The organism is Bacteroidia bacterium (assembly GCA_016218155.1).
Classification (GTDB): Bacteria; Bacteroidota; Bacteroidia; order Bacteroidales; family GWA2-32-17; genus GWA2-32-17.
In genome coordinates, this window is the sequence record JACREQ010000111.1 from 110,884 (window position 1) to 122,946 (window position 12,063).

Genomic DNA, 12,063 nt, shown 5'->3' on the forward strand with positions numbered 1-12,063 from the left:
TAGCAATATCAATGCTTTCATTTGTTGATATTTTTATTTGTTTTGTGATATTTTTCATATATTTGTTTCACCAATGTTTCACCAGAGTAAATAATGTTTCACCAAATTTAATATTTAAAAAACATGAATCTACAACGATATACCATTAAACTGTATTTAAAAGAAACTGTTAAAAAAAATAAAGGATTTCCGATTTATTTAAGATTAATAGTAAATAGAGAAAAAGCTGAATATTTCACAAACGAATATATAAAGAAAGAGCACTGGCTTCAAGATACAGAACAATCCGACAACAGTAAAGCATTAAATCAAAGATTAATTAATATTAAGAAAAGAGTAACTGGTACTATAGAAGAATTTGAGAACAAGAATAAGGCTTATACAGCAAAACAGATTATACATCATTTAAAAGGAATAGGAGAAAATTATAGCACCATACTATACTTTATTAAGTCTTTTATCGAAGAAATGAAACGAACACCAGCAACTCATTCTCCTGATAAAATAAAACACTATACAACTACATACTACTATCTGATTAAATTCTTGCTTCATAAAAGAGGAATAACGTTTGAAAATGATGATTTTCTTAAAGAGTATGATATAACCAAAATCGATATTGAAATCAGAACAATTGATTTAAATATGATAAAAGAATTTGATGATTTCCTGAAGAATTATAAAAGTAAAATATCCAAAAGAACTCTACTAAGAAACTATGTAAATAAACATCATCAACGATTAAATTACATTCTAAACAAGGCTCTGGCAGAAGAAAAAGCAACGATTAATCCATATAGTGATTTTATATTGCATTATGATAAAACTCAAAGAGCATACCTTACGAATGAAGAAATAACCAAATTGGAGGAAGGTAATTTAGGTGGGAATGATGGGTTAACAAAGGTCCGTGATATTTTTCTATTTAGCATTTACACTGGATTACGATTTGGTGAAGCTATTACTCTGACACCTGATAATATTATTCAATCTGGTAAAAAATTATTAATCAATTATCAAGTAGAAAAGAAATATGTTAATTCAAATAACATCCCCGAAATAAAAAAAATAAATCACTCCATACCATTACTTAAAAAAGCCAAAGAAATATACGATAAATACAAATATTTGCACAATATTACAGGCTATATTTTACCTACTTATAGCAATCAAAAAGTTAATGCATATTTAAAAGTTATTGCTGAATTGTGTGGAATTAACAAATCACTTACACATCATTCTGCAAGGCATACTCTTGCCACAACCATATTGCTTGAAAACGATGTTCCAATTGAAATTGTCAGCAAATGGCTTGGACATGAAAAAATCTCAACTACACAAATTTATGGTCATATATCACCAAAATTACTGCAAAAACAAGCCGAAAAATTAGATCGTAAATTAAAATAAGATCATCGGTCTAAAGTTCAAAATTCATTAATTGAAAATCTAATATTTAGTCTATTTTTGATAAAAATATTCAACAATGAATTTAGATGTTTATTTCAATGAAATTACTGAACGAAATTTTAACCGCTTGGTTAATATTTACAAAAAACGCATGGCAAAAGCCCATTATAAGGATTATGCCCATAATGAATTCACAAAATATTGTGGAGCCATTCTGGAAATCCGATATAATGCCAGCGAAAGGGAAATCATTGTCAATACACTGGAACGTGAATACAAGCTCGGTAAAGAGTTCGCACTTGTTATAAAAGTTCTGCGTAAAGAAATACATAAACAAATCATCAATAACACCATTGACTTTATTGAAATAACACAGGATAATAAAAATCAAGAATTTGAAGAAACCATTCCTGTAAAGAAGCCGGAAGCTTATTTCATTGATCAATATTCGGATTTAGAATTAGTACGGATGTTTTCGGAATACAAAGCTTATGAAAAATTTAACGAGTTTTTGAAATCGGAAAAACTCAATAAAGGAATCGAAAAAAGATTAAGAATAACAAAGCTAATACCTGAAAAAGAAACCGAAGAAAAAAACACAGATTTTACCACAGCCCGACAAGTGTTGGCAGTTCATTATCTTTTTAAATTCATGCAGGTAAAAAACGTGGACAAAACGGAAATAGCACGATTTATACAATTTCTTACAGGAAAAAACTTTGACAACATTTACAAAAAACTACAAAACCCGTTAAAAATAAATGATAAATCTGCGAAAGAAGATTTGCGTTTTGTCAGGGAGTATTTTGAAAGGTTGGGAATGATTGAAGTGGTTAAGATAATTAATAACGAACTGATTTCGTAACTTTAAAAAAGTTTTACTTTATTTATTGCAAGAATATGCTTTTCCTGTAATCTATTGGTTTCTCGGTGATCTGCCTTTAGCCATGCTAAGTTCATTTTCCAACCGTTGAATTTTCTCATCTTTATATTTTAGCTCATTTTGAAGGAGTTTCTGTTCTATTATGGATTCCGTTCCTTCAAAGGTTTTCTGTTGAAATTTTTCTCTTTCATCCAACAGTTTACTTTTTATCTCAAGCACAGTATTTTTTTCCTGTAAGATTTCCTTTTCACGCTCATTCAGCCTGTTTTCCCTCTCCTGTGATGACTTTTGTTTCATGAAAAGCTGCTCTTCCCAAAGCCGAAGCCTTTTTTCGGTATGGGAATCAATCATATTTATTTCGGAACCTGGCTGTTCGGAAAAGAGAATACTTTGCTGTACATCATTTTCATCCAGCTTTTCGAGGCAGTAATCCATGATTATTAAAGCCAGAGCAGGTTTTTTACCTGTATTGAATCTACGTTTTTCTTGTTCGGCTTGTAGCCTTTCATATAAGCTCTGTGGCACTTCAAGTCGAATTCCGGTGGTTTGGGTTGTTTGATTCATAATTCTCGTTTTTAGGTTATAAAAAGGGGCAACAGCATAGCCATTGTCCTCCATTGGTTAATCGTCATCTTCGGGGTCGAGTAATTCCATGAGTTCAAATACGCACAGACGTTCTTCCGTTTCGTAATAGACATCGACAATAATTTCGTTATCGTCATTTATGCCCTGAATATCATTATCCAGTTCATGATTCCCGATGATCTCGGCAAATTCTGGCATTTGTTCTGCCGGAACTTCAAAGGTTCTTGTTTTCATTTTTTGAATTTTAGTTTTATTTATATTTTGTTGGCAAAATCAGCTTTCAAGGTGATCTTTTTTTGTACAGGAATTCATTGGCTTGTTTTTCGGTATCGTAAATGGTTTTCTGCCTACCGTTTTTTAACCATTCTTCTACCTGAGAATTTTCAAAAATGAGTTTTTTACCTCTTTTTATGTAAGGTATCTGTCTTCGGTGAACCAGTCCGTAAATACTTGAAACAGCAAGATTAAGTTTCTGTGCTACTTCCTGAATATTTAACAAGTCATTTTCTGAATGTTCTTTGACGGGATTCTGACCAAATTCCCTGAGTGCCTGCCGCACTTCGTCCCGAAGCATGTTTCGCACTTCCTGAACCGATAGCTGGGTGAATACTATATTTTCCATAGGATAAAGAATTATAAACTTTATCCAAAGTTGCTATCAAAAATACTGATAGGGTTACCCTATGGGTGCACCCTGAATTTACAAGAGACTGATATTCATGTATAAACAATAACGAATAATCCCGATAAAACAATCATCTACTTTCTTATGTGTTTCAATCCTTTTTTCTACAATAACAAATTTGCAATTAAAATACATTGAGGAATATTTACACCAATTATTTTAGGCGGGTCTTATCATTACAAGTTCGGAAAAGAATATTTTTTTGTTTTTCTATTGAAGAAACAAAGTGTAATATCTTCAGCTTTGTCAGAATCCAGTAAAATTTCAATAATTATTCTGTACACTATTTATTTTCCCCGTGTGCAAAACAGAACAACGGAGCACTTTTTGGTCGAAAAATTATAAAAATCAGAGATAAATTGATTTTCAAAATGTACACATTGTTTTTTTTCGGGCATTTTTCGGCAAATTTCAGAATTGTCCTAATAAAAAAACAAAAATTCCGGGCGATTTTTAAAAATCGCCAGAATGGTATTAAAAATTCTCATTTTTTCTATATTACTTTTTATTGTTTGCCAAAAAAAAATGCGGACGTATCAATGAAATTCAGATAAAAATTTATTTTCTGCTTTTTTTTCGATGTTCTTTTGCAATCTTATCTAATTTCATCCTTAGATCTAAAATCTCCTGATCTTGTATTACCTCAATAATGGTTTTTTGCAAAAAATATTCCTGTGCAAATTCTTTGTCGGTTTTAAGCCTTAATTCAAAATCATTTAAGTTTTTCTCCTTTTAGTTTTCCTTCAAGGTATTTTTCGATTAATACTGTATTTTTTCGGGATTTACTTTTCATCTTTTTTATTAAAACCAATTTTAAACCTAATAAATTATCTACATCTTCTTTGTCTTTAACAAAGTTTCGGCTAATTTAAAAAAGGATACTTAATTTCTTCATAGGTTATTCCCGGATTTTTACCTCTTATCGCTGAATTTAACATGATAATAGTATTTTTTATCACTTCCTCATCTTCATCTAACATAGAAACATAATCCAATTCTTCATTCATTTTCTGCCTTACTGCTTTTACTTCATCAACGGTGTCACGTGGTTCTACAATTACCACGTCAGAAAAGAGAACATCTATAATGGCATAATCGCTGCCATTGTCAAGGCTCTCCCAAATATATTCTTTTGGAATCTCCTTTAATGTAATACTATCCAACTCTATTTCAAGTTGTATGTCATCTATATCATATATTTCGAGAATACGACCCTGCCAACCGGATATTTTATATTTCTCGAATTCTGAATCTAAAACGCATTTTCTTACTTTAACACTATCCCCGATTTGCATAATTATTTCTTGTTATTTTATGTTTATTTGTTTTCATTTATTTAAAAACTTATCCATACACGCTTGTACTGATACTAAACAGTGGAAGATACATGGCTACCAGAATAATTCCTACAAGGATACCTACAAAAATTATTAAAATAGGCTCAAGAAGACTGCTCATCATACTAATTTTATGTTCCAGTTCTTCCGAGTAGTGTTTATTCAGCTTATCAAAGATTTTATCCAGTTGATTTACCTCTTCACCGACACGAACCAATGAAATAACCCTTTTTTCAAAAACCGGAAACTTATTCATACTCTCATATAACAAAGAACCTTTTAAAATATCCTGTTGTATTTTTTCCAATGCTTTTTCAAATGGATAAAATCCAATCATATTTTGTACAAGCTCTATGGATTTCAACATTGGTGTATGTGAACCCATCAACATGGACATGGATTGACAAAAACGGGATATATAGATTTTCTTTGCAATGGGGCCGAAGATTGGTAAACGTAAAATAATCTTACTTTTTAGTTTCCTGTACCAGTCTTTTTTTCTCTGCATGTAAATTAATAGTGCAATTCCTAAAGCAATAATTAAAAACCATCCTATATTTTTTGAAAACACATTGGATACATCAATAATAAATTGAGTTAATGCCGGTAATTTTCCATTGAAGCGTTTAAATACATCCACGAACATAGGAACAATAAAATTCATCATAAAGATTACCGCAATAACAGCAGTAACAAGAACCATGATAGGATAAGTAAATGAATTTACCAATTGTCTTTTTTGCTTTACTTTCTTATTCAGAAATTCCGCCAGATCTTCCAGTACTTCATTAATACGTCCACTTTCTTCCCCGATTTTTAAACTGTAATATTCGTACATCGTAAATTTTCCCGAATCCATAATTGCTTCAGAAAGGCTTTTTCCGTTTATTACTTGCTTATAGATAGATTCAAAAAGGGCTTTATCGTTTTTTTTCTTTTGTTCTTCAATAACTAATTCCAATGCCGTTTTCACATCGATTCCAGAAGAAAGCAAAGTACTGAGTTCGGAAAAGAAATTTTCTTTCTTTTTATCGTTCAGTTTATTTCCGAAAAAAGAAATATCCCTACTAAAGAAATCAGCCAACTCGCTTTTTTTCTTTGATTGTCCGGTTTCTTTTTCCTGAATCGGTTTTATTTTTTTTATATCAATGCTCATTGTTTATCGGGTCTATATAAAATAATAAATCTCTGGAATATTCTTTAGTTATATGTAAGGGAAAAACTGTTTCACCTTGCTTTATATTTATTAATAAATCATTCACATATTTATTTTCATTGTCCAGATAGTTTACTTCAACTTCCTGAACCGGATTATAAAATGTATCTGTTTCCTCATTCACTGTTCTTAAAATAAATTTGTCCTTAAAGCTATACTGAATTGTTTTTCCGGCTTCAAGTACCATATTTACATCTGAATTATCTCCATTTACTTCAAATGACTTTTCCATATCAGCTCTGAGCGTGGAAACAAGCATTAGCAAATCACTGTCTTTTTTGCCCTGTGCTTTAAAATCAGTATAATATTGATTCAGGTTTATGTAAACAGTAAGAGCAACTCCAATGACAATGGAACTGACAATCATTGCGACCATCAGTTCAATCATGGTAAATGCCCTTAATCTTCTCATATCAATTGGTAATTTGATTTGTTGTTTCTGTCGTTTGAACTCTTATGATTTCCTCACGTTCTATAATCGGTTTATTGTCCAATGTAAAAGCGGATATTTTCAAAATTTTCAGGGATTTTGTATTCGGATATTCTTCCGTTGTTTTTTTAATAATCATTCCCGGAAAATTAAATTCTTCATCGAGATAGTTGTATTCTTTCTTGGCTTCGTTTAAAATATTGCCTGTATAAATAATCGCTTCGAGTTTTTTTCGGTTTTTACCCATGCCGGATAAATTAACAAAAGCAAGTGTAGCAAGGCTCGACATGACTAAAATGATAATCATGGAGACAAGCACTTCTATCAATGTAAAGGAGGGTAGTTTTTTTATTGCAGCCATCGTATGATTTCTTTTTTCTTACCTGATTCGAGTAAACTTATTCCTGTGAAATACTTTGATAATCCTTCAAAATTTACTGTAGCATTCAATAAATGATTTTCGTAGACTGAGGAAGGAGTAGAAAGGATAAAGCGTTTACAGTATAAACTACCGTTAATACATCCTTTATGATCGACCAAAGAATTACAATACACTTGTCCGTTGATTTTAACATCCTTCTCAATTTTCAAAACCGAACTGTTTTTCTGTTCTTCTTTTTCTTTGTACAGAACAAGCGCACCCGATAGTTCTGACTTTTCGCCAATACTAATAAATGATTTTGTTTTTGTGTCCTTTTTATTTAGCAACGCAATAACACTGGGATACATCAAACGACAATCTTCACCTATCTTTGCAGAGTCGGTAACAAATGCCTGTAAAGTTCCCTGAAAATCATCTTTCAAAATAATATAGGGTGCATAAAATACTGCATCACGAATATTTACCGATTCGTCTATTTCAATGCCCTTTGTGGATTTAATAACAATATTGCCTGAGATTACTTTGTTTTCCAGAATAATTTCCTGTTCCGAAAAGATATAAAGTGTTTTCCGGTTGAAATCATTGGAGAAAGTATCTTTTTTCTGTATGGCTTCAAACCAGATTAAGCTATCCTGAACAGCAGGCTTTCCTTCCAGCATAGCCATATTATAATTAACCATGATTTTATTCAGTTCTGGCAGGGTTTTACCGCTTTGTTTAATCTCACCTTCCACGAATTTAGTTCCTGAGAAACTACTTCCTTCTATATAGGCTCTTTTGATTCCTTTTTTTGGTAACCAGCAAGTACCCTTTAAAAGCGTTTTACCGCATACATTCAGATAATCGTCCTGATCGCATAAATATAAAGCCACTTTATCCCCGCTGAAAATATCATCACCAACCAAAGCTTTTTTTGAATAATTAAACCTGTTCCAGTTTCCACTACAAACAATGATCTGGTAAAATCCCCATATTTTCTTTTGTAATTTTATTTCTCTTTCGTCTTTATCGAACAACTTTATTTTATTCTGATTTAATGTTTCCGGCATTTCAAGGACAATATTCATAGCAGAATTCACATCACTTACCAGTCTTTCTTTAATAAATTCGTCATCGAGATAACGGCTTTGATAATATGTCCAAAGAATAAAGAAACCGGATAATAATGCGATAATAATGGAAATAAAAACTGCGTAAAGTAATGCAGCTGCCTTTATCATATTTTCACTATAAATTAATGGTCTAAAACAGAATTAACATTTGTATTATTAGCTTTTTCACTTGTATTATCCTTATTTTTCTTTTTCCAGAAGGGCTTTTTGTCGGTTTTATTATCTTTTTCTTTTATTTTCTTTTCGTCTTTTTTCTCTTTGTTATTGTCCGGTTTTTCTTTCTTGACTTTTTCCTTTTTCTCTTTAGTAGCTTTTTCATCCACAGCTTTTACAGGTATAATTTTCGGTTCTTTAATGATTTCTTTATCCTTTTTATATTTTTTTATTATGGTTGAATCAGGGCATACAATGGTGCATTTACCGTTTTTCATCCCTTTTCTGTAATTTATTGTAGTGATTATTTTTCCGGTTTCGTTTATTGAAATTACTTTACCGTTCCGTAAACCGTTTTTCATGTTCTCAATTAACCTCAAACCACCTTTGGCATTCCATTTTTTCCATTCTCCATTTTTCAGCCCCTTTTTGAAATATCCCTGTGTAATAAGGTTTTTATCTCTATCAAAAACACAATATTTCCCATCCAGCAATTTTCCATAATATCCACCTGCATTTTTATCTATCTTATCGGAATTGTACCAATAATAAACAAAAATATCCTTAGGTTTAAATTTCACATTTTTCAAGCGTATTATAGCTTTTACAGTAGAATCCTGATTATTTACAATGATTTCAGTTCGCTTTAATTTAGCCGGATTCTGAGTGAATCCAACAAAATTTATTGCCAGTAACAAAATGAATATTGCTATTTTCATGGGTTTATTTGTTCTTTACTATTGTTTTTAAATCCTCTGAATATTTTACTGTCACAGAATCGTTGTATAATCTGACGATTTCCATTTCAGCAACGATATTTCCCTGATGAATGATAAAATCCTTTCCATTGATTTTTAACAATCCTGTTTGATTTTTTGATTTCTGATTTACGATGATTCCCTGATATGATAATTTAGGCCAACTAATTGTTTTATTCTCAATTTTGGGAACTTCTTTCTGCTTTTCGGTTTTTATTGTTTTCTGGCTGTTCTGATTTGTATTTTGAACATTTGTTATAATTGCCCTTCCCAGAAATGGATCACGATAGCTGGCTACCAATTGAAAAGTATCTGTAATCGTAGTTTGTTCGCTTTTTTGTTTGGAAGTATTCTGATTTACTATTTCGTCTTCGTCGGAATTAACATAGCTGAAAATCTTATATGCAATAGTACCCCATACAAGTATTACAGAAAAAATCAATATGTATCGTACCGATTTATTTTTCATAAACAAACTGTTTCCATGAGCTGATTGTACCAATATTACCAGCTGCATCCAATGGTTTTATCCGCCAGTAATATGTATTGGCTGTTTGCATAGTGTAAGTATAAGTTGTGTCTGTAACAAGGACTTTAAACACAATACCGGAACCTGAAAAAGTTGAATTTGTAGAAAGAAACAAACTGTCTTTTAGAGCAGAACCAGAATTTACTCCATGTGTCCATCGGAATGTAAGTTGAGACAATGTTAAAGTACTATCATTAATAGTGTCATTAGCGATTGGATAAGTTAAAGTTGGTGTAAGTGGTCTGGTTGTATCAACCACTAATGTTCGTGTTGTAAAAAGTGAACTTGATGTTCCATTTTGTGCCTGAATACCCCATGAATAATATCCTTCCTCTAAAGTTACACTAACGGTATCTCCCGAAACGATCTGTGGATTTACAGCAAGTGAACCGTTCCAATCGGGGGTGCGTATTTCTAAACGATAATCAGTAGCATTATATAATTCGTACCACTTAAATTGTAATGTAGTTTGATTGGTTACAAGTCCGTTTACAGGTGAAATCAAAACTACCTGCTGACCTGATAAATTAGCCGTACTGTCTATTCTTATGGAATAAGTCGTATAGACTGTTTCACTGTTCCCGTTTATTGCTTTAATTCTCCACTGAAAGGTTCCCGGATATAAGGTATATGCAAATTTATTAGAAGTAATATCAGTATCTACTACAAGGCGATTTATCGTTACAAATGAAGAATCAACAATTTGCAGATTATAACTGGTTGCCCCGACCACTTCATTCCACCAGAAGGTCTGGGAAAGTGTTGTTGTATGGTAATTATTTGCTGGAGAAATAATGGTAATCGTTTTACCATTCAGGTCTTCTTCAATAATATCTTCACAACCTGTAATAAATATTACCGGAAGAACTAACCATAATAAACAGAACCATGTCTTATTCATTTCTTACTTTTTTAAAGTTTTGAAAATAGAGTGTTGCATAAAGCTTTGTCGAACCGGTTTTATAATCTTTCTGTGTAGCAAACCGGAGTGATACTATTTTTCCAAGACGGAATTTCTGTTCAAGATTATAAACCAGTGTGAGTATCTTAACAAATGATCCTTCTACTACCACCTGATTGGTTTCCACTTCAAAGTCCTGATTATTGAAATATATGGTCTGTGGAAATTCCCTTAGTACCACATAGTTTTGCTGGCAATACCCACTTATTTTTTCGAGAAGTATTTTCTGAAAATCAGTGCTTGTATCCGGGTTCATTCCTACTGACCTTTCAATGGAAGCAAGCTGTTGTTCGACATCAGCAATTTCAGAAGGTGCAGTTTGAATATTTTCGAGCTGATCTTTATAATCCTGGCATTCTGAATATGAATTTATGGTTTTCCTGAACGAAAAATAATAAGAAAGTATAAGCATGACAACTACGCCAATTGCCAGTAGCTTTACTTTTTTATGATATGTTTTTCTTTCTACCATCAGTTCAAAATCATTTCTATCTTAAATTCCCCTTTTACCACAGCGTTTTCCTGAGAATAATTCAAAATGTTAATTTGCTTCACCCAGTTCTGTTGTTGAAGCTTTTTTATCCAGTCATTTAATATGTTTGAATTGGATGTAATTCCTGAAATAAATATGCTGTTCCTATCAAATTCAGGAGCCTGATTTTCTTTTAGTTTCTTGTTTAATGGATTTACATCAAGTACTGTTAAAGTAATTGTTTCAGGTAAAGTCAAAGCAATCTGATCTGCAAAATATGATTGACGACTGCTTTCAGATAAATTATAATCTTTAAAAAAGTCTTTTTTAAGTTTCAGTTCTGCTTTTAGTGTATCTAATCGCTTGATTAAATCTGTATTTAAACTCACTTTATAAGATAAATCATTTGACTGTTTCCGGTAGTTATCAAACAATAGAAAACTTACTAATAACAATATAAATATTAAAACAAGAGCAGACCAACCTCCAATAATAAATATTCGTTTATTCCAATATTCATCAGCTTGTTTTTGAATGTTGTCAGGTAGTATTGTTTCATCAAATAAATTTAACAAATAACAGAATCCAGCAGTAAATGGCAATAATATACTGCCTTCAATGTTTTCAGTACCTACTTTAATAATTGATCCTGCTGTTTGGTTTGAGGTACGGTTTATTTCAACAATGAGATTTTCCCTTATTTGAAGTTGATTTGAGGGTATTTCAATAATGTTTTCATTGGCTTCAACATAATTTAATAAATGATTAATTATAGGTGGCCCAAGAGAAACATTTACTACTATTCTGCCAGCATCGTTAAAAAGATTGTAAATTTCGTTTAATTGCTGAATTCTGATAAGAGAAATAAAAACAAAATCACCTTCTGTTTTGTATTTTTCAAAATAAAATTCTGACGAATTTGAATTAGGTAATACCTGATTTAACAAGCTTTCATTAGAACTATCTTTCTCCTCCATCACTTTTCTGATAATAACACCCTTGCCATCAATAACCAGTTGAACCGGAAGTGAAGATGGCAGAACTTTCATCAGTTCTTCAACGGTTGTAATTCCGTAATGTCTTTTAGTGATTTCTACTTTATTCTTTTTCTTTTGAAGTATAACAACAGAAAAGCTAAAGCTACCATCAG

Annotated in this window: 15 protein-coding genes; 2 read left to right on the top strand and 13 right to left on the bottom strand. The window is 31.6% G+C overall.

The features are described 5' to 3' along the window. The first annotated feature begins 123 nt into the window (after positions 1–123). Positions 124–1,410 (top strand): site-specific integrase, encoded by a 1,287-nt coding sequence (locus HY951_19170; GenBank protein ID MBI5542186.1) that lies wholly within the window; start codon positions 124–126, stop codon positions 1,408–1,410. 76 nt (positions 1,411–1,486) lie between these two features. Continuing rightward, positions 1,487–2,275 carry a hypothetical protein gene (locus HY951_19175; protein MBI5542187.1) on the top strand — a complete coding sequence of 263 codons (789 nt, stop codon included), beginning with the start codon at positions 1,487–1,489 and terminating at the stop codon, positions 2,273–2,275. 51 nt (positions 2,276–2,326) lie between these two features. Here HY951_19175 and HY951_19180 read toward each other — a convergent pair whose 3' ends face one another. From HY951_19180 to HY951_19240, 13 genes are all read right to left on the bottom strand, one after another. After that, positions 2,327–2,857 carry a hypothetical protein gene (locus tag HY951_19180; protein MBI5542188.1) on the bottom strand — a complete coding sequence of 177 codons (531 nt, stop codon included), beginning with the start codon at positions 2,855–2,857 and terminating at the stop codon, positions 2,327–2,329. 57 nt (positions 2,858–2,914) lie between these two features. Further along, on the bottom strand, positions 2,915–3,112 hold the full coding sequence (locus HY951_19185) for a hypothetical protein (GenBank protein ID MBI5542189.1): 198 nt from the start codon (positions 3,110–3,112) through the stop codon (positions 2,915–2,917). Positions 3,113–3,158: 46 nt separating this feature from the next. Then, on the bottom strand, positions 3,159–3,452 hold the full coding sequence (locus tag HY951_19190) for a helix-turn-helix domain-containing protein (GenBank protein ID MBI5542190.1): 294 nt from the start codon (positions 3,450–3,452) through the stop codon (positions 3,159–3,161). 974 nt (positions 3,453–4,426) lie between these two features. After that, on the bottom strand, positions 4,427–4,858 hold the full coding sequence (locus tag HY951_19195) for a hypothetical protein (protein MBI5542191.1): 432 nt from the start codon (positions 4,856–4,858) through the stop codon (positions 4,427–4,429). Positions 4,859–4,907: 49 nt separating this feature from the next. Then, entirely contained in the window at positions 4,908–6,056 is a 1,149-nt protein-coding gene (locus tag HY951_19200; protein ID MBI5542192.1) for a type II secretion system F family protein, read from the bottom strand. Next, entirely contained in the window at positions 6,046–6,528 is a 483-nt protein-coding gene (locus HY951_19205) for a prepilin-type N-terminal cleavage/methylation domain-containing protein (protein MBI5542193.1), read from the bottom strand. Before HY951_19205 ends, HY951_19200 begins: the two co-directional genes overlap by 11 nt. 1 nt (position 6,529) lies before the next feature. After that, positions 6,530–6,907: a type II secretion system protein gene (locus HY951_19210; protein ID MBI5542194.1), complete on the bottom strand. Its 378-nt coding sequence runs from the start codon at positions 6,905–6,907 to the stop codon at positions 6,530–6,532. Then, positions 6,895–8,148, bottom strand: coding sequence for a hypothetical protein (locus tag HY951_19215; protein ID MBI5542195.1), 1,254 nt, complete (start codon positions 8,146–8,148; stop codon positions 6,895–6,897). The genes HY951_19210 and HY951_19215 overlap by 13 nt, the downstream gene beginning before the upstream one ends. A gap of 14 nt (positions 8,149–8,162) precedes the next feature. Further along, positions 8,163–8,912 (bottom strand): hypothetical protein, encoded by a 750-nt coding sequence (locus HY951_19220; GenBank protein MBI5542196.1) that lies wholly within the window; start codon positions 8,910–8,912, stop codon positions 8,163–8,165. Between the two features lie 4 nt (positions 8,913–8,916). Beyond that, positions 8,917–9,420 (bottom strand): hypothetical protein, encoded by a 504-nt coding sequence (locus tag HY951_19225; GenBank protein ID MBI5542197.1) that lies wholly within the window; start codon positions 9,418–9,420, stop codon positions 8,917–8,919. Further along, positions 9,410–10,381 carry a hypothetical protein gene (locus tag HY951_19230; protein ID MBI5542198.1) on the bottom strand — a complete coding sequence of 324 codons (972 nt, stop codon included), beginning with the start codon at positions 10,379–10,381 and terminating at the stop codon, positions 9,410–9,412. Before HY951_19230 ends, HY951_19225 begins: the two co-directional genes overlap by 11 nt. After that, complete coding sequence (locus HY951_19235; protein ID MBI5542199.1) at positions 10,374–10,913, bottom strand: hypothetical protein; 540 nt, start codon at positions 10,911–10,913, stop codon at positions 10,374–10,376. Before HY951_19235 ends, HY951_19230 begins: the two co-directional genes overlap by 8 nt. Beyond that, a partial coding sequence (locus HY951_19240) for a hypothetical protein (GenBank protein MBI5542200.1) occupies positions 10,913–12,063 on the bottom strand: 1,151 nt, incomplete at its 5' end. The genes HY951_19235 and HY951_19240, both read right to left, overlap by 1 nt.

Coding starts and splice junctions, on each gene's coding strand:
- HY951_19210 (MBI5542194.1), bottom strand. CDS start 6,907: ATGGCTGCAATAAAAAAACTACCCTCCTTTACATTGATAGAAGTGCTT.
- HY951_19215 (MBI5542195.1), bottom strand. CDS start 8,148: ATGATAAAGGCAGCTGCATTACTTTACGCAGTTTTTATTTCCATTATT.
- HY951_19225 (MBI5542197.1), bottom strand. CDS start 9,420: ATGAAAAATAAATCGGTACGATACATATTGATTTTTTCTGTAATACTT.
- HY951_19170 (MBI5542186.1), top strand. CDS start 124: ATGAATCTACAACGATATACCATTAAACTGTATTTAAAAGAAACTGTT.
- HY951_19220 (MBI5542196.1), bottom strand. CDS start 8,912: ATGAAAATAGCAATATTCATTTTGTTACTGGCAATAAATTTTGTTGGA.
- HY951_19175 (MBI5542187.1), top strand. CDS start 1,487: ATGAATTTAGATGTTTATTTCAATGAAATTACTGAACGAAATTTTAAC.
- HY951_19190 (MBI5542190.1), bottom strand. CDS start 3,452: ATGCTTCGGGACGAAGTGCGGCAGGCACTCAGGGAATTTGGTCAGAAT.
- HY951_19230 (MBI5542198.1), bottom strand. CDS start 10,381: ATGAATAAGACATGGTTCTGTTTATTATGGTTAGTTCTTCCGGTAATA.
- HY951_19205 (MBI5542193.1), bottom strand. CDS start 6,528: ATGAGAAGATTAAGGGCATTTACCATGATTGAACTGATGGTCGCAATG.
- HY951_19235 (MBI5542199.1), bottom strand. CDS start 10,913: ATGGTAGAAAGAAAAACATATCATAAAAAAGTAAAGCTACTGGCAATT.
- HY951_19200 (MBI5542192.1), bottom strand. CDS start 6,056: ATGAGCATTGATATAAAAAAAATAAAACCGATTCAGGAAAAAGAAACC.
- HY951_19195 (MBI5542191.1), bottom strand. CDS start 4,858: ATGCAAATCGGGGATAGTGTTAAAGTAAGAAAATGCGTTTTAGATTCA.
- HY951_19180 (MBI5542188.1), bottom strand. CDS start 2,857: ATGAATCAAACAACCCAAACCACCGGAATTCGACTTGAAGTGCCACAG.
- HY951_19185 (MBI5542189.1), bottom strand. CDS start 3,112: ATGAAAACAAGAACCTTTGAAGTTCCGGCAGAACAAATGCCAGAATTT.